Annotated in this window: 14 protein-coding genes; 1 reads left to right on the plus strand and 13 read right to left on the minus strand. The window is 34.9% G+C overall.

The features are described from left to right. Nucleotides 1-388 precede the first annotated feature (388 nt). The 11 genes from ACFVU8_RS08775 to ACFVU8_RS08825 all read right to left on the minus strand — a co-directional run bounded on the left by ACFVU8_RS08775 (nt 389) and on the right by ACFVU8_RS08825 (nt 15,737). On the minus strand, nt 389-1,156 hold the full coding sequence (locus ACFVU8_RS08775; protein ID WP_387426822.1) for a hypothetical protein: 768 nt from the start codon (nt 1,154-1,156) through the stop codon (nt 389-391). A gap of 749 nt (nt 1,157-1,905) precedes the next feature. Continuing rightward, on the minus strand, nt 1,906-3,054 hold the full coding sequence (locus tag ACFVU8_RS08780; protein WP_387426824.1) for a helix-turn-helix domain-containing protein: 1,149 nt from the start codon (nt 3,052-3,054) through the stop codon (nt 1,906-1,908). A 15-nt stretch (nt 3,055-3,069) separates the two neighbouring features. Further along, nucleotides 3,070-3,774 carry a hypothetical protein gene (locus ACFVU8_RS08785; protein WP_387426825.1) on the minus strand — a complete coding sequence of 235 codons (705 nt, stop codon included), beginning with the start codon at nt 3,772-3,774 and terminating at the stop codon, nt 3,070-3,072. 330 nt (nt 3,775-4,104) lie between these two features. Next, nucleotides 4,105-5,376: a DUF6602 domain-containing protein gene (locus ACFVU8_RS08790; RefSeq protein WP_387426826.1), complete on the minus strand. Its 1,272-nt coding sequence runs from the start codon at nt 5,374-5,376 to the stop codon at nt 4,105-4,107. Between the two features lie 425 nt (nt 5,377-5,801). After that, the gene (locus ACFVU8_RS08795) at nt 5,802-7,754 is read right to left on the minus strand and encodes a UvrD-helicase domain-containing protein (protein ID WP_387426828.1); all 1,953 of its coding nucleotides are present in this window, start codon (nt 7,752-7,754) and stop codon (nt 5,802-5,804) included. Further along, a complete protein-coding gene (locus ACFVU8_RS08800) occupies nt 7,736-9,814 on the minus strand; it encodes an ATP-dependent nuclease (RefSeq protein ID WP_387426829.1) in 2,079 nt (692 codons plus the stop codon). Before ACFVU8_RS08800 ends, ACFVU8_RS08795 begins: the two co-directional genes overlap by 19 nt. Nucleotides 9,815-9,994: 180 nt before the next feature. Next, the gene (locus ACFVU8_RS08805; RefSeq protein ID WP_387426831.1) at nt 9,995-10,120 is read right to left on the minus strand and encodes a hypothetical protein; all 126 of its coding nucleotides are present in this window, start codon (nt 10,118-10,120) and stop codon (nt 9,995-9,997) included. A 406-nt stretch (nt 10,121-10,526) separates the two neighbouring features. Further along, nucleotides 10,527-12,965, minus strand: coding sequence for a type I restriction enzyme HsdR N-terminal domain-containing protein (locus ACFVU8_RS08810; protein WP_387426832.1), 2,439 nt, complete (start codon nt 12,963-12,965; stop codon nt 10,527-10,529). A 336-nt stretch (nt 12,966-13,301) separates the two neighbouring features. After that, nucleotides 13,302-14,510: a recombinase family protein gene (locus ACFVU8_RS08815; protein ID WP_387426834.1), complete on the minus strand. Its 1,209-nt coding sequence runs from the start codon at nt 14,508-14,510 to the stop codon at nt 13,302-13,304. Between the two features lie 20 nt (nt 14,511-14,530). Then, nucleotides 14,531-15,133: a recombinase family protein gene (locus ACFVU8_RS08820; RefSeq protein WP_387426836.1), complete on the minus strand. Its 603-nt coding sequence runs from the start codon at nt 15,131-15,133 to the stop codon at nt 14,531-14,533. Nucleotides 15,134-15,146: 13 nt separating this feature from the next. Beyond that, entirely contained in the window at nt 15,147-15,737 is a 591-nt protein-coding gene (locus ACFVU8_RS08825; protein ID WP_387426837.1) for a hypothetical protein, read from the minus strand. 378 nt (nt 15,738-16,115) lie between these two features. Here ACFVU8_RS08825 and ACFVU8_RS08830 point away from each other — a divergent pair, with 378 nt between their 5' ends. After that, nucleotides 16,116-17,336 (plus strand): AfsR/SARP family transcriptional regulator, encoded by a 1,221-nt coding sequence (locus ACFVU8_RS08830; RefSeq protein WP_387426838.1) that lies wholly within the window; start codon nt 16,116-16,118, stop codon nt 17,334-17,336. A gap of 117 nt (nt 17,337-17,453) precedes the next feature. Here the strand turns inward: ACFVU8_RS08830 and ACFVU8_RS08835 are convergent, their stop codons facing one another. Beyond that, the gene (locus ACFVU8_RS08835) at nt 17,454-18,170 is read right to left on the minus strand and encodes an endonuclease/exonuclease/phosphatase family protein (RefSeq protein WP_387426839.1); all 717 of its coding nucleotides are present in this window, start codon (nt 18,168-18,170) and stop codon (nt 17,454-17,456) included. 201 nt (nt 18,171-18,371) lie between these two features. Next, nucleotides 18,372-19,013: a hypothetical protein gene (locus ACFVU8_RS08840; protein WP_387426840.1), complete on the minus strand. Its 642-nt coding sequence runs from the start codon at nt 19,011-19,013 to the stop codon at nt 18,372-18,374. Nucleotides 19,014-19,205 lie beyond the last annotated feature (192 nt).

Raw genomic sequence — 19,205 nt, forward strand, 5'->3', positions numbered from 1 at the left:
TTAACTGATGTCTCCAACTTCCAGAGCAACTTAAAAAATGCTCATACAATCTTGATACAAGTCCTTATACATCATTAATTTATCTTTTTTTCTAAGCTTTATCTCGTTTTGAACTTCGTTTCCTATTCTTTGGGATTATGTAAACCTGAAGAACCAATAAATTGATTGGTGTCTTTGAGAAAAAATAAGAAGTCTCAAGTCCTCTCGCTTCAAAAATTTCATGTGAGTTTCTCACTTTACTTCAATATTTTCTTCTGATTGCTCTTTCTGAGCAAATGGTAACCACTTCTTCAACTCATCAATATGCTTACACTCCTAATTACTTCTCACGGACCAAGAACAGTTAGGCCCGAAGCGTGGATATAATATTATACGACGTACTAAGCTTCTATGAGTTGCAAAAATGAAATTTAGACCTGATTTTCCTAAAAATTCTTTTCATTGAACTATTACTTCTTTTGTTTTCCTTCTTAACTGAAACATATAACATCTTTGTAAATGAGTATAAAACAATTGACATAAGAACAGTAAATATTGAAAATGGTACATTTAACCATTGGGATATCTCTTCGCTAGGAATTTTTTGAATATATTCGTTCCACACTGAGGCATAAAGATATAAACCTGTAAGTGAAAATATGAATGTTGATAAGTTATGCATTAAAATAAACAGTTCAATTATTAATCTGAAGAAAATATTCTTCTTGTTCAAACTTCTAAATTGTAAATGATCTTCGTAAATAGTATCATGTGCTTCCCAGAATTCATTTTCTATACTGACATAGAATCCATTTAAACTATCAAATAATGCTTTTTCACTAACTCTTCCTGGATTATTCAGATTTTCAAAGTAACTTAATTCTAACTTAAAGTATGCCTCTAAGTTAAAGCTTGAACCAATAAACCGTATCTTAGATTCATTTTGTTGATAATAATTAAAGAAATCAGCTAAAAGATTGTTTTTCTTACTTTGCTCTTTTTCATCAACAATTTTTTTCAGTCGAATAAACATAGGGGAATAAACTTCATGATAACTCTGCGATAATTCCTTTAGATAAGTCTCTTTCTTTTTCGCTCGATAATTAAATTGATAACCAACAAACGCTGTTATTATTGCCAAAATCACAACAGGTAATTGTATCCCAAAGTAACTCATTTTCTGCATTCCTTTACTTGTTAGTATGTCGTATAACGTAATGTTCACGAAGTTTGTGAAATTACCGGTTTCCCCTTAACATTCAAATATAATTCGACCAAACCTCCCTATAAACTACAGTCTTATCATACAATGAAGTGGTAGAATATTACTATCGTTAATTCCATGATTTAACAAAAAAACTCCCACCAAAACATCAGCAGAAGCTTCTTTGAATGATTGATTCACGCAAACATCTCATCAATGATAGGTTCGTGTGGGTTAATAATTAGCTATATTTAATAGATATGACCAGGTTGTGGGATTGTTTTCAAGAGCTGCTTCTGACCAAGGGATCAGTTCACCGGTTTATGTGCGTTTTGCACAGATACGTTGACTTCTCCTTAGTTAATTTATTGGTGGTTTTCGAGTTATTATGGAATTTCGCACCTTTTCAACTTGATGAATTATGCATTATTTTACAATAGAGCAAGGGCGACTACCTTTTTCATTCGTTTTCCTCCCTTCAACGAAAAAAAGCCGATTGCGCTATAATTCAGGCAATCGGCTGTTAAAGAATATTTTTATATAAAGAAGCGCCCAGCTAGGGACGCTCTCTTAAATATTCATGTTCAGTTAAAATTCAGGGGATGCCTACACCCGCTTAATACCAAAAAGCAGGAAGCCTCTAGTTGGATATAGCAAGAAGCTCTACCAGTAAAAATCAATATGCACATAAACCTCCGAGTTTTTTTCAGACTCTAAGAAGTTTATGCATCTTTTTGATTGTTAACAATCAGTCTAAGCGTAGGCTCGATCTCCTTAAGTTTAAGTGAACCTTTATCCATGGTACAAAGCATTTCGATAAACTCTCGCGGTATACCACTTTCATTGATAATTTGCAGCTCATTTTTAAAATTATCCTGTAGTAACATCTTTATGCCTTTATTCAACAGAATAGGCTTAGGAATCGGAATCACATCATCTAACGGTTCTTTTGATCTCATCTTGTGAATGGACATTTGCTTCAATAAAGAAGTATATCTGCTCTGATCAATTATCCCTAATTCTTGAGCTCGATATAACATAGCTGCGATTGATACTTTCCAATATTTTTTCAACTCTATAAAGTGAATCAACTTTGTAGAAGTAACTGTCTTTGCAAATGCCTTTGCAGGTAATAGTAATGCTGATGCAAAGCGATTCGCCTGATTCTCAATGATCTTGAATTCCTCTCTTGAGAGGATATCCTGGTTGTGAATATGATTGTGCATCAAGCGATGGCCAATTTCATGAGCCGCATCAAATTGTCTTCTTGCAGCAGACTCCTTATCATTCCCTAAGAAAATATATGGACGCCCTTTTCTGGATTGACAGAACGCGTCTACTTTCAAACTCTCCATATCAATAGAAAAAACAACAATACCGTTTCGTTCCATAAGATTAACTATATTATTGATAGGATTTTCTCCAAGTCCCCAAAACTGTCTGACATTCTCCGTGAGAATCTCTATAGAATCATCATCCCAATCAGCTTGATCAAATGAAGATAGATCAGGTAAGTTCAGCTCAGGGAATTCAATGTACTTTTGCAGATAATCATATATATATCCTGCAAGCTTTGATTTATTGTATTGAATTTCCTTGTTTTTTTTCGTTGCTGCTGCAGATGCCCTAAAGAAAGTATTACCTATGATATGTTCTTCATAAGTCTTATAGAAAAAACTCTTAGGGAAATCCAACTCCCGTATAATCCCCATCATCGTACCAGGTTTTGGTTCGTTTTCTCCCAGCTCGTATTGAGATATAGCTTGTTTAGAAAGGCCTACTCTAGACGCGAGTTCATTAATACTTAGGCCTCTTACTAAACGAGCCTCTTTAAGTCTAGCTGGGATGATTCTCTGATCTTCTTTAATCATAATACTTTCCTACTTTCATACTGACGGATCAAATTTCAGCTTTAGAGGGATATCCTCGTCAGTTTGATGCGCTTTCTCCTTAAACGGTATCTTGATATCGTCACTGTTCTCATAAACATTAATCGGCTTAACATTGTCTAAACTATTACTTAATACCATACTCGTAGTATCCTCTAAAAATATCCAGTCCGTATGATCAGGCAGTAACGCACCTTCTCTGATTGAACCATCATGAGGATCATATACAACAATTAGCCCAAAGGGATAATTCTCCGTACCCAACGGATGTATTGCCCGCTGGTATTGAATATCAATATCCGGAGAATCTTCAGGTAATCCTTCCTCAATTAACCTTGGGATATTAGAGACAGAAAAATTCATTCTGTAGGTACTAGCACTGTCAAACATGTCTTTTTTAGTTGCTAATGGTAAGACAAGAACAGATATATTCCTTAGCTTTTCTCTTAATACTATGTAAGGATGGAATCCAGACTTTTTCTTCTCAATCTCGATTTGCAGGTGCGAATGTTTCTTAATAGAATTAATTACTTCCGTGTTAACAAGGTCATAACGGTTTTTGGGATTCGAAGTATCTGTTTCTATATCTGAAAATAGTTCTAGGTATAGCTGATGTCTCTTAAATCCTGCTTTAATACCTTCACATATAACTGTTCTCTGCTCTAAAAGAAGCATACATTTTTGATATATATCCATACTCATAAAAATTCCCCCCCTCGTTGATGTCCTCACTACTAAGATATACCAAAACTATGTTTTTGTCTAGTTATGGTTATATTTATTTTAATTTGTAAAGTTAGAGCTTATTTTATAGTTGATTGTCAACCCATTATGACCAATTCTACATTGCAGTATTACCAAAAAGAGCAGGATATAACTCACCAAGGAGTTCAACCTGCTCTTGAATAAAATCTCTTCGGTTTCTGAATTGTCTTAACTTTTACAAAGAATCTATAGGCTGGATTGGTATCTCAGCAATAAAAAGTCTCAGTCTTTATTACCTAGATAGTGTTGTTTATACACAAATACAGTTTATTCATCACTACCTTGCATCATCTTTTTAACCCAGTTGGTCAGTCTACCTGATTTATTTTCGGCAGCATACCACTTACCGTTAACAGTAACAACTTCACACTGATCAGTCAACAAATGAAATGTATTTTTTTCAAAAGAAGTCAGTCTCTTTTCAGACAGACTCTTAATTAGATCTTCTAGTTTTGCGCATTTTTGATCCAACCATTTTTGGAATCCCAGTTCCTCTGTATTAAGCTCTTGATGTAAGCAAAGCCAATTGATTATGAACCATTCTACCTCGTCAAGTTCCGCGGGCTTCCACTCCCAAAATAAAGGCTCATGATCTAGTCCTTCTTTCGGGATATAAATATAATTTGTCTCCCAACCTATTTTATCATCGCTTCTTTTGGCCTTAGTCCGCAGAAAAGGATGGAAAGCTTCAAAATCAAGATCTTCGCCAAAGATATCATCGCTAAGGTTGTATCTATAGCTCAGCTTTGTCCAAATAAACTCTAGAAGTATTAAAAACGGATTATGTGTTGTTGAACCATAGAAATTCCAGTTACCTTCCCTATCCAGAGGACTTATATAAGGCATAGCATCCAACTTTGCTAAAACACTGTTATTACATATAATAAGATCGGGAAAGATAGTTGGACTAAATCCCCTAATACCTGAGTTTTTTTCTATATATTTATTAAACGCTTCTCTTAGGGCAAATTCAGACGAATATCCATAATAGCCAAATACTATTCTAACCGGCATCATTTCTTCTATTAACAAACTGTGATAAATCATTTGTTCATGCAAAGGCAGTTCTGTCACTTCTTCATAGTCAGGAAGTTCTTTCTGTACTATATGTCTAAATGCATCTCTAAACGCCTTCATATTTAGCAATTCATTGCTAGGGTCAGTAATTGAGTATATTTGCTTCATTTTATTGTAGGCATCTATTAGGTCATCTTGATACAAGTTTTTTTCAACTTCTAGAACTGCAATTACTTGAGAGAGATCATATATAAACTTGCCTGTATACGGTATGGCTTCGCCTTCTCCCTCTACTATCATACAGTCTATTTCATTACTAAAGGTGCCTTCTTCATTTCGTATTTTGCCAGACACAATTCGTATATCTAATCCTTCAAATATAGCTTTATTCAGGAGACTCGCTGTAAGTCCTTCGTACATACCGCCAATTGTAGGACCATGCTTAATTATGCTGTATTTTTTCAATAATTCTTTCTCCTTGGTCATAAGAGAATTCAATAGATCAGCTACTGTTCTAATCAATTTAAATCCACCTCTCAACTGCATTATGTTTCCAGTATACTATAAAGAGAGAGCATATGTTTGCTGAACTAATGATAATATTCTTATACTTTCTAATAGTTTTAGCTGGGCTAAAGTTTAGATGTAGCTTTACGGTAACCCTCTTCTTCGGATCTCTCTTTTAAGAGTACTCTCTTCTAATCCCAGTAATATCAACTACTTTTCTCGTTGTGTGTATCCTTAGCATCTCAATTGCAATATCCATTTGTAGCTTAGTTATTTAGTTGTCCACCCTCTGTATACTCCGATTGTTGTCTTCCTTCAACGTTAAAAAGCCGACTGTGTTGAATTTCAGGGCAATCGGCTCATAATGGATATCTATATAAAAAGAGAGCGTCCGGTGAAGGACACTCTCTTGTGTTTTTGAGAACAAAAATTCAATTTGTTTATTCCATGATTTCAAATCCTGTCTCATTAAACTTCTTCATTAGTTGAGAAGAAAACCCTTCAATTTTAGATTTGTCAATAAATATTGACAAATTTCGACGTGCACGGGAGCAACCTACATAAAACAAACGATAAGCACTTAATGGGCCATATACTTGGCTTTCTTTAAAACACTTTTTTGCTGTTGTAACAATAGAATTATCTAAATATGTTTTATATTCACTAGCACATAAACTTTGAAAATACTCATTATTTTCAAAGTGCTTCAGTAGTTGATTAATTCTTGATTCTAGATATTCTTGGTGTTTTTTATGCAATGCACTATTAATTTCAGATAATTTAAACCCTAAGTAAGAAATTGTCTCATTTATCCACTCAACATATTCGTAATAGAAGGACTCAAAATCATTAAGTGACACTTCCGTACTGCTCCACATTTTAAAGAACCTATACATATGAACTAATGGCTTGTTATTATTATCCTCTGCTATAAAAAAAACTGTGTCATGACTCTCTCCCTTTACGCCATGTTGTGTTGATACATTTGGTGTTTTTAAATATTGAGCAAGAAACCGAAACTCTTCTAGTTTGACATCTAAAACTAAAGAGTAGTTTTCGTCATCAATAATAGAGCTTATATACTCTGGTCTAACCAGTTCAGTTTCCAAAAGAACATTTAATACTGATTTTATGCTATAAACTCTTTCAGTATCATTATATACCTCCGAAATTTTTCGTAAGAAATTATCCAGTCTACGCTTATCTTCATGTTTTTTTACTGTAAATACGCTATCATTAAATATCTTAGGATTCCTTTTGAACAACTGAACTATATTCCCTAAGCTCTTGGCACCATAATCCTCTGCAATTTGGTTAACCATGAACAATAATTTAACTAAAATATCTGGATTATCCTGCGAATCATTTATAAGCACATCAACAGCGCTATATTGTTGTATAAATGAATATCGTTCCATATTGTTGTATTTTCTATAAAGATCCCCTGCTCCAATAGAGTCAAATCGTTTTTGATTAAGCAAGAACAATAATAATGCATCAGGGTAATTCTGTTTCTCTAACCTAAGCTTCTCCGACATATCATCACATAGAACAATTCTAGGCAAGTGATCAACTGATGTATTCAAATTTTTTTCTGCAGGCTCTTGCTTGTATAAGCTATTATTATACAATTTGTTTAAGATATTAATAACTGAAGGCACTGATCTATAATTTGTGTTCAATTTGACTGATTTGTTTAGGGTTAATAGTTTATCCTCGAATGATCCATCATAATTCCTATATATTTGTTGCATTTTATCCCCCAAAAAATATAGCTCTGTCGATGTAGCATGAACTGCTTGATAAAATAATTTTAATACATTTGCGGAAGAGTCTTGATACTCATCAATGAAAATAAGTTGATATTTTTTCGTCAATCTTCTGTTAATCACAGGAAACTTCTCGAAAACTGATTTAGAAAACGTTATTAAATCATCATGAGATAAACCACCATAAAATAAAGAGTTAAATTGAGACTCATTGTAGTGTATGGTCTTAAGATTTGCCTTAATAACATCAAATGACAAACTACCGTTTTTCTCAATGTATCTCTCATTACTTCTGATTATCGTTGCATCTCCATCTTCATTGGAAATTCTCCTCATTATTTCAGGACCGTATATCTCAAAGTACAAATTGACTATCTGTTCATGTGAAAAATAAATTTTTAAAAAATTGTGCAAAAAAGAATGAATCGTTGAAAAATGAACTTTTTTACTATCCATATCCTTGCCCAGTTCTTCTGCAGCCCTGTTTGTGTATGTTATACAAAGAATATTGTCGTTGGGATATTCAACTAGATGCTTAAAAATCATTGATTTAATTGTTGTTGTCTTCCCACTACCAGCCGGGGCATTAACTAAATAGATATTTTCTACTGTTTCTTCAACCATGCCAGCCCCTCCTCAATATAATCTGGCAACATATCTTTAGTTAAATTGTTTAGGATTACTGAGTACATAAAATCCGTTTTTCCTTTTGAACTATGATCAACAATATCCCTGATTGTATATTGTCCCTGTTCTTGAGGAACAGTAAACTTCAACTTAGTATCATTTCTTAATTTAATCCAATCTGCCCGACTTTTTTCTTCAAATGCCGTTAGTTTATAATACTTAGCAAGCATCGCTTCCTCTAACGTACGAGCAAAGCTGTCCTTTTCCCCTTGATAATTTAGATATGCACAACCCTCAAATAATATGTTCTCCTCATTTTTTTTCCACTCGTACAAATCTGCTACAGTTGGTGTGGCTTCAGGATATGTTACTTTGTAAAAATTATTAATTGTTGCATTCGTTGTTCCTGAAGCTCTTATGAGACTTTCGGTTTTTACCGATTTATCATAATCAAGATCCGTCAATATAAGTGTTTTTATTCCCATAAACTCTATGAGCGTTCTATAGTTGTGTGCATATGCCCCTCCAACTTGAACAAATGCAATATATAGTTGGTTTAATACTGTAAACTCATCTAACGTAAAGAGTTTTCTAATTAGCATTCTCTCGGTGTCACCTTCATAAATAATGACTCTATCAGCAAAAACTATATCAGAGAATCCAATTTCATAAAACCAATCATAAAAATTATCAAGAACAGGGTCTTGACTCACACTTTCTTTAAAAGATGAAAAATCAAAAATATAACTTACGAAAGGAGTTATTGGTCTTGCAACTCTAAGATTTTTCATCTCAGTTACTCTGACCATCTCGCTAGAATGAGTGGTTATTATCCCTTGTATCTTTTTTTCTTGATAGTATTTTTTCAGAAATTTCCCAAAAACATTTTGCATTTGTGGATGCATGTGTGATTCAGGCTCTTCAATAATAAAAACATTAACTAGCAATGGATCGATATTCCGTTTGTATCTTTCAAGCTGCAACAGAATAAAGATCATATTACTGTATCCCAATCCTTGTGATGTTTCATTGAGATAATGCCCCTCTAGATCATACTTGGCATGAGTAATTTGGTTTATAAGAGAGCTAATCGTTTCCTCTGATATCTCTAAATCAAGCATTATACTTCCTGTATTCCCCCCATTAGCCTGTGCTATTGATGAAATTGTTTCGGTAAGTCCATCCACCGAAACCTTTCTTACAATGTCTGTTATCCCTAGTTCTTCAATTGGTTGAAGTATCTTATCTGGTAATGCTCCTAGAAATGCTTTCCATGCATCATCATGATGTGCAAGATCAAGTACATTTTTGCTAATGCTTTTTGAGTGACCTATATTCTGATCCTCTAATGGTCTCCCCGCATAAATATTATATAGATTGAATAACTTACGAAAATGAGAAAGTTCCATCTCATTTTTATTTTGAAATTGCATATCAGAAAAATAACACTTCTCAATAATACTAGAAACGTATGTACCTAATATTTTTTCTTTAAAAAATCCAACCTTTGTAATTTGATCCCTTTCTCCAGAGAGCTTTTCATATCTGCTTCTCAACTTTTCGTAGTCCTTGTCCAGTGACTGGCTAAAAGTAGTAGAAGTAACCTCAAATGAGTATTCAAAATATATAGAACATTGGTCAGGATCGAAATCCATAATATAATCAGCAAAATTTCTTATATCTTCATCGACTTCATAATCAATCCTTATTTGAACTACTGTAGGTGAAATAAGGATTTTCTCTTTCCCTGGAATTGCATCTAAACAAAAAAGATCATTTACTATTGCTTGAATTGTCTTCTCTCTATCTTCATTTTTTTCAAAATGATTAATAAAAATAGAATAAGCCTGATCAACCCATTCTTTTGAGAGAGTCACAGGTATATCAGAAACACAATATTCCGTTTTCGCGGTATTTAGGATATTTTCAAAAAGCTCAATTAAAGATGTTTTTCCACTGTTGTTAGCACCAGCCAACAAAGTGACGTCATCAGCCAATGATAGCGATGTATCTAAGAATCTTCTGTAATTTCGAATCGAAACTTTTTTTAGCTTCACAAAAAATCCCCCCATAGACATGAAATAATGTTGCTCTTAGTAAAAAGCTACTACATGTCTATAGTATCATACAGTCGTGAAAATATTGGAATAAATGTGTGGATTTTGTCTTTATTTGAAACAAAAAAGCGCCCTACAAAGGACGCTCTCTTGGAAGTTCTATCTCATAATTATTGACTTTCATTCACTGTCCTCCGACATGTCTACACTCTCGACGTCAAACCCAAGGTCCAGCAAAACCGAAACCTCGATTTTGTCCTTCAGCACCTTATTTTTGAAATCTGCGCCATCCTTCGTGAAGTTCATAAAACCCACAAATTGTTGAAAACAAAGGAATTCTACGTATCTATTCGTTGCATTCCTAATACGACCTCCACATGTGTAAAGACTGGGGAAAGGACTTCCAAAACTACTCGCCTCACCTATAACAAACCGTCAACTCCACCCGATTCCCTTGCCGATCATACACAATCCGCTCCACTAGCTTCTTCAACGCCCTATTCTTCTCTTCACTCGTCACCGCGACGCTCCATTTCTCTCTAAATCTATCAATACACTCATGTATCAGGCTAATGACAACAAAATTTCATGAAAAGTTGATTCTTATGTGACAAAATAAAAATTACTTCTACCTAAAATTAAACTCGGTTCCGCTTCTACTAAAAGATTGATCAAATTACATTAGGTTACCAAAAAATCGTTTCTTCACTACTCATTTCCGATGTTTTCTTTTCATATAATCCAGAAATGACAACCCGCTATTCACCACATTAATTACTTCTGTAAATTCCAGTGGAATAGCCATTGCTTTCCCACCCATCTCAAAATCAACTAGGACTACAATTGATGGCATATTAACAGACGTTTCTCTGTAAATGCCTTCCAACCCCTTAACATACTTTCTTTCAACGCCTATTACACGCTCTTTTATCTCAGAGTCTTCATTAATTGGATTTAGAGCAAGATAAAATTCAGCTTTCGCCTTAGTATCGAAAAATAATAAATGATCCTCTCCATTTATTTTTTGAGTTCTCATATTCCCGGAATTAACTTCGTCCATAAACTCCATTATCGCCCAAAACGGTTCACCTTTTGATGTAATCAAAGGTAAAAATTTGAAGTGCGGTTCTCTTTGCAATTCTTCTTTCTTAGCGCGTCGAGCTGCATCTGCCTTTTGGCTGTCAGTCATAGACTTTAATAATCTAATAATTTTGTATACACCTAAGAAGTCCTCACAATTCAGTATTGCATGATTTATCTCTGGTCTTACATCAAACATACTTGGACCATTCCACGCACACTTTTCATGAATAATATGAAAATTACCTAAATTTTCATTAGATAAATCATTTTTATCAACCCTTAATACAATAGTAACCTTATCTTCTGTCACTATTTTAGTGTTGCAACTAATACATAGAGGTTGATCGCTCTTTGAATACGTTTCACTCCAAATCTCACGCTCATTCTTAAACTGACTTTGTTTAAAAGTAATTAAGAAAATCGGATATTGACGAAGATATTCATCGCATATATAAGAATTAAACGGTTGAATTAAATCAATAATTAATTTTGTATGCCACTTTGATATCTCATAACAATAAATATATTTCATTAAAGCATTGTTACTTATAGAGATATATTGGATTTCGTTAGAATCTTTAGTAACGAGTATTACCCCTATTCTAAGTAATTCCTGAAAATGTGAAAATCCATTATCAACTATTGACAACAAATTCAATAGTAAATCGAACTCTAAGTTTTCCCTCTTTTCTTCTACCATCTGATTTACAATCTTTATTAGGACAAGCCTAGTCATATCTGGCGATGAGGTCTGACCGAGCTTTTGGTGCAGCCATTTTTTGTACAGCTCTATTTCAGTAATTTCGCTCGCAATTTCTTGATCTTGATACACCTCAGCAAGCATTCTCATTAGAAAGGGTTGCTTTGCCAACTCTCTACTCTCGCTTTTCAAACTCCCCTTAATTCTAAATGTTTTTTTATACCGTTCCCATAAAAAGGTCAATTCCTTTTCGTCCAGCTTATCAACATAAACACCTTTCCTGTTTAGATAAGACAAGTTCCTTGACGTATAAATATTTTCTCCAAAAGAATTTAGCGAACCCTTAAAATGAGTCAAGCTGCTCCAAATATCATTAGATTCATCAGTTGTTTTACAGGATATAATCAAATGAATATTTGTATCTTGAACTTTTTTTATTAGATCGTTCAATTCATTCCGCAGTTCCATCGTGTTGGGGTGCTCATCTAAACCATCAATTACAATAAAAAAGCGTTGATCCCCATTATTCTTAGTAATATCGTCAAATCTTCTGATTAATTCTGCTAAACTGTATTCCTTGTCTAGTAAAAAGTGAAAATCCTCTTGGATTGAAGTTATCACTCTCTGATTTAATAAGCCTGCGTTATAAAACAAAATTGGAAACCGATCTCGATATAGTTGCCATAATGAGTATAAATAATTAGTTTTTCCATATCCCGAATTACCAATTATTGCATAAATCTTGCTTCCCGACTTTAAAAAGTTCTTAAACTCATCTATGTATTTGGCTCTGTTACAATGAAGTTCATCTATAATACTTTTACTTGAAAGCTTTTCTGATTTTATATCCTGAAAATTACGTTCGCTCTGTAGCTGACAAAAGCGAAGAAGATTCGTTCGATCTAAACCAATAAAAGTTCTAAGAGCCACTTCACGGATATCTTCTGGCATTGTTAGGTTATAACCTGCAGTGACGAAGTTACTCTTGCTCAAATCAGAATTAGTTAATTCATCTTTTGTTATGGTATCAAAAATCTTTGTCATTTTTCCGTTAGTTACTACACAATAAGGAGCAATTTCATCAAGTAACCGAGCATAATTTATGGCTTGTTCTTTATCTCTGTCATTAAGCGTGTGATTCTCCCTCTTAACTTCAACTAAAATAACATTTGTCAACCTACCGTTCACTAAAGCTTTATAAAGTATATCTGAGTAAACATTTTTAGCTATTTCTTCCCCTATCTTCACCCCACCTTGTCGTGGAATATTTATTGTCAAATGTGTCTCAAACTCTACATTGTCTGTTAATAAACCTATTTTGGAGAAAAACGGGACTATAACAGTATTTTTAACTTGCTCTTCATTCATGTATTTATTTCCCATATACCACCCTCATCCTCCCAGTCCTATATGATTATGATTCAACCGCTCTCTAGCAAGTTATTGGCAAACTGCAAAACAGAAAACTTCAGCACTTTTACTTATCTTTCGAATTGAAGAATTATCATACTAAATTATCTCCAATCCTTTTAATACGCTTATGATATACAATATTGGAAATTCGACAAATTTCCGATTTATTCCTTCAAATCAAAACATTTTAGTGTAATCTCTGTTTAACCTACTTTCTATTAAGTCTATTTAAACACCTATCAAGCCGTGCCATTTAAAGCACGACTTCATAAAGAGTAAATCTTAATAGGTTTACCTATAACAAACCGTCAACTCCACCCGATTCCCTTCCCGATCATACACAATCCGCTCCACAAGCTTTTTCAACGCCCGATTCTTCTCTTCACTAGTCACTGCTTTACTCCACAACCCTCTAAACTCACCTATCCGTTCATATATCTGATCAACAGTCGGATAATCCCCTTCATCTACTACAACCTTCCGCAAATCCTTTAACTCTTCTCCCAGCTTCTGTATCTGCCGTGACCGAACAGCTTTACGCTCCAAAAATACCTGCTTCGTTATCATGTCCTCTTCATAAGATTCATGCAGCTTGTCCAACGCTCGCTTCTGTTTCTTCAATTCCTGTTCCTTCACCTCAATGATCGTCTGCGTATCATTATAACGACCACCATGTAACTCAATCTCCCGCAGAATATTCGGGTCTACATGTATAATCCGATCATACAGAGCATTAAAAAAATCAGCATCCATTACCTTACCGCGCTGTTCGCATTTGCTACCATCTTTATACTGGTGATAGCACAATGCACTCCAGTGCTGTCCTTGCTTCTTATTCTCACCTACTCTAAATCTCATCCGTGAACCGCATTTCTCACAATACAGCAACCCTGACAAAGGAAAAATGTTACGCCTTGAATTGGGGTTCAGCATGCGATTCTTAAGCAGCCGCTCCATAATAACTTCATGTTCTTCAGGCGTTTTCAGCTTTTCATGTGTTCCCATGACTTTAATCCGCTCTTCTTCAGGTACAAGTTCCACCTGACCACGCTTGGAACGGGTTTTGCCATAAGTGATATAACCCAAATGGATCTCGCTTGCCAGCAATCTTTGAACCGTAATATTTGACCATCCCTTGTTCTTTCCATCGGGCTTAATGTTGTATGGCGTGGGTATCTTGTTATCCGTCAACCAAATGGCAATATGACCAAGGTTTGTTCCATTAAGATATTTCTCTACAATCGCTCGGTAAATCGGACGCTTCGTCTCATCCACCAGTACCGACCTTGTGTTCTTATCATAATAGTATGGAAACGGTGGCTTTCCATTTGTCCACATGCCTTTCTTCGCCCCGGCCTCTTTGCCTTGCTTCATTCTTCGTTTAATCGTTTTGTACTCTATTCTGGCAAAAATGGACATGAAGTCAAAGGATACATCGTCATTGTCTATTTCCAGATCGTATATCTTATTCGGTGTAATGATTACCGTCTCGGAGTTCAAAAACGTATCTTTTATGAGTGCTAATCCTTGTTTTCTCCACGCCCTAAACGGTCAATATCCATGACCACTACCCCATCATAGAGCTTGTCTTCAACATGCCGAAGTAACTTCTGCATTTCCTTACGTGACTCTATCTTTTCACCAGAGGCCACTTCTTCATATAGCCTATAGGTCCAATTTCGATTCTCGACCAAGGTCAGAAGGGTATCCCTATGCTTGGAGAGAACGTCTTCAAACTCACCATCGTCCCGTGATTTTCTTAAATAGACAGCTACGTGTTTAATTGTTTTGCTTTCCATAATAGTTTCTACTCCAAACGTGTTAAATTTTTGCCGCCATCCAAATAGAATGTTGAGCATTTTTGATGACACATCATCGAATATGACAACTGTAAAATTTTGGAGTGACAATTCATGAAGAAATGTGAATATGTAATCAAAGAAGTTAATCAACCATCCGGCAAAGCGTTGCGGCAATTTCATGAGCATGTGATCGAAATATTGAGCCAAACTGTTCAAGCCGAGGCCGAGATAGACATACCTCTCCCCAAAGTGCATCATTCTACGCAAGACAGTCAGAAAATTTAACAAAATAAAAACAAGCCGGAGCACATGACCATCCATGCTCCGGCTTGTTCTATTTCAGGTTATTTTGAATGAATTCTCGCTCCGACTTTTTCAGATACCTTAGTGAGTTCTCGAAGGAATACAAATACATGGAGCGAAGCATCCTCAGCTTTCCTACTGAGCCAACCGCAATCACTTGCTTAATGGCAGGGATCATTTGGCTGTTCGTTACTCCGAATTTTCCCGGCTTTACAATATCTTCAATGGCAAGTGGCGGCTCTTCTTTGCCATCGTTTAATTCTGGCTGCAACTCTTGTGTATTTGCTTCATTTAATATTGCTTCTTGCTGTGACGTATCTTCTTGCTGATGTTTGCCATCCCCTTGTCCAGGGTCGATCTTCTGTTCTTCTTGAATAATCGACTTTTCCTCTAAATCCTCATTAGCTACCCCAGGTGGAGTTGATTTTTCCTGGGCTAAGACTGGCTCTTCTTGTTGGACTTGCTCTTGCCCTGTCTCTTCATGAACTTGAATTTCTTCTGTCTCAATACTTGTCTGCTCATTTTCACTTTGAAGCTGTTTTGACATTGTTTGTTCACCTTCCTGTTTAATCTGATTATTTCCACGGCTATTTCTACTTGAAACCCTATTCTTATTTGCCATCGCTTTAACTCCTATAAATTGGTATTTTTCTTGAGTCGATCTTATCAACATACTTGACCCACGTACACCATTTCTTCCGCTTAATATAGTAACTATTTTGCTATGTATCTTCATTTAAAAGGCAAAACAAAGCCCATAGTGAATTTCTACACTACAGGCTAATAAAGCTTGATTTAAATAAAGTTGTCCTGAATGCTTTATGATAGGTTTCCCCAATCCCTAACGATTGTCCAAGGGTTCTTCCTTGTCCAGGTTACAATTTGCTCCGGGATAAATGACTCGGCGGTTATCTCAAAATGGATGACTTGTTCTGGACTCAAACTCAGTAAATGTGGTTTTGGCTCGCTATCCAAGTCCCACATATGATATTTGTAAAATTTGATCTTTGCTCGTTCACTGGGTGCTAAATCCAGCGGCGCACATCGTCTACTCCGTTCCTCTCCACTTCTGGTTGTAAACGTAACTCGTAGTAACCTTTTTCGCTCAATGGCATCTGCAAATATCAGCAGCATTTGTTTATCCATAATTGACACTTCCTTACACCTTATTTCCACTTCTGCGGCTCAGTTTAAGCATATAAATAGTCCTGAGATACAAAAATTGTATGAGGGGTTCTATAAGGTTTCACTTGAAACCTATTTTGAGCTTTGGGAAGCTTTTGTAGACATTCATGATGGAATTTTTGTGGAGCTTAAACGAGATACCAAGCCTGTAGTCATCGTTTCAGGTGATCTTGACTCCATTTATCCGACCTATTTATCCGGTTTACAGACCGCTTATATTCCGAATTCGCAATGTATGACGATTCTCAATTCATCGAATATGACGTTTTATGACCAGCCCGAAGAAACCTACAAGCAGATCCATCACTTTTTTCAGAATGGCAATGCATCACCCAAAAGTGAAGATGTGTTTCTTCAAGCACTGCATAGTGAACTATTTGAAAGGCTGGATGAACAAAACCAAGTTACATCTGAGAACATATTAAGAGTCGATTTATTGAATCATTTTCAAGTATTCGCCAATGGAGAGCAGATTGTTGAAGGCTGGAATCAGCGTTACGCCAAGCAAATTCTCATCTATTTGGTCATGAACCCCTCAGTAACAAGAGAACAACTATGTGATGATCTATGGGGTGAGGTCGCAGCAGGAAAAGCACGACATAATTTACGGATGTACTTAATGCATCTCCGAAAGCTCATTAAGAATGATGAATACCATTTTCTTAGGTTGGATAAGGAATATATCTACTTGAGTGGGAATATTGAATGTGACTTAACCACATTGCTTAAAGTACTGAATGAGGCTTGGATTGAACAGGATTCCATACATAAGCAACACCTTTGCTCACAAATATTTGAGCAACTAAATAAGAACTCATTTAGAATATTATCCGATGATTGGATATTGAGAGAACGTGATAAATGGGAAGAAAAACTTTTTACGGTTAGTCAGTTCATGTCTGATGTCAGCTTGGAATCAGAGCAATTAAGCAAGGCCATTGAGTATATGGAATGGGCAGTTCATTTTCAACCGGATAATGAAGAGATGTTGAAGCGAATTGGGGATTTGTATTTGAGGTATAGTCGATTGGAGTAGTATAACAAATGAAGTAATTAAAGCAACAAAATTTCATTAGAAGAATAGTTAAAAACTCCCACTCCTTTAGCTGTGGGAGTTAATTTATGTAAAAGATCCAATTCATTTTCCTCTTTTTTATAAATCTAGATTTAATTCAATTAAAAGTGGCATATGATCGCTAACACTAATCCAATCTGAATATTCGCCAATAATAACTTTTGTCGTTAAGTTCATTAACTGTCCTGAAAGAAAAAAGTAATCGATATGATATGTTTTTTCTTCATTACGATGCATATAAAATGTTGGATGACTTTCTTGCCCTGGATTCTTATTAAAAAAATAATGATATGCACTTCTTATGTTCTTTTCTTTCAATAATCTCACTAAATCTGAATGGTTTCCGATTCTCCTATAAGCATCCCAAATTGCATTGCTGTTAAAATCACCCGCAATAATTGTATTATCTCCTATTTCATTTTCATAATAATTTATAGCATTCCAAATCTGTCTAATATATCCGTTTTGAAGATTGACTTTATCATCCATAGCCCAAACTGCAAATAGTGTAAGATTGTGCAATCCTTCTATTGATATTGGAATAACATATCTGAAAGCCTCATAATATTTTTCATGCAATTTAAGCTTGTATGTAGAAAATGAAAAAATACCGATACCTTTTGAATTATTACTACTAAACCAAAGCACGTCCTTTACCTGGTACGGGAATCTATTTGCCTCTAAGAGTTCAGGATCTTCACATTCCTGAATAATTAATATGTCAGGTTTAAATTGAGAGATATAAGATATCTTTTTTCGAAAAGCCATATTGCAATTCCAACTGACTATTATCATCTCTGATCCCACCTACATAATTGATTTATGTGCTACTTCGCCTTTCGCTTAACATTCTTGTATCCACAAACCCGAAATCCTTAAGTGACCAACGGGAACGGGTCGTCAGACTTAGGCTCGCAAGGTTGTCACTTGCATAAGCTCCTTTGCCAAGTGATTATCCAGTGACCAAGGGCTTCAGCCCGCTGCGTGCATATGGTGTTAGCTGATAGAACGCTCTTCGGAGCTCTCGCCAGGAGAAATCGTTCTTGTTACTAAGCTTGAAACAATAAAACTAATAATGCAAACCGAAAATAGTATACCAACTATATACTCAAAAAATGGCATAACAACAATATATCCCTTACTATCAAATGCTGCTTCATCCAGTGGAAGTTCCGAAAGACTATAAAATGGTGCTAACCCTTTCTGTATTATTATAAACATAAAATAATATAAATATTTATCATCAAAATTATGATTTAATTGATTATATTCAGCCTCAGCGTAGAAGTTAAAATACTCATTATTATCAAAATAGACGAAACCAAAAATCAATCCAAAACTAAAAATATTCAATAATACAAAAAATATTATGTTAGAAAATAAAAACGGGAAAAATGTAAAGTTTACAAGAACACTCTTAACAAATGTAAATGAAAAAAACATTATTAGAAGAATTGCAAATGTAATAATATTCATATTCTTATTAATAGTTGTGAATTGGGAAATGAGTGTAGTTATTAGTGTAAGTAAAATCGATAAATTCATTATGTACTGGCCGTACTTAGAAAATCTATCCACTTGCCTTGGAAAATAGGCGATAAATTCACTAATTCCATAAGTTAAGATAATTATTATCAATAGTTTGATTCCAAAATTATTTATATATTCAAACCATGGCATAAGCGATAAACATAATCCGTAGATAAAAAATCTTTTGTTTGTTATATCATAATTAAAATAAAATAAACTATGAATTAGCCCCCGTTGTCTTCGATATGTCACTATTCTTCTCGGGAGATCATAATCATTATTGATTGTCCCAGCATTTCT

This window comes from Paenibacillus sp. NPDC058177 (assembly GCF_042883835.1).
Taxonomy (GTDB): Bacteria; Bacillota; Bacilli; order Paenibacillales; family Paenibacillaceae; genus Paenibacillus_AQ; species Paenibacillus_AQ agri.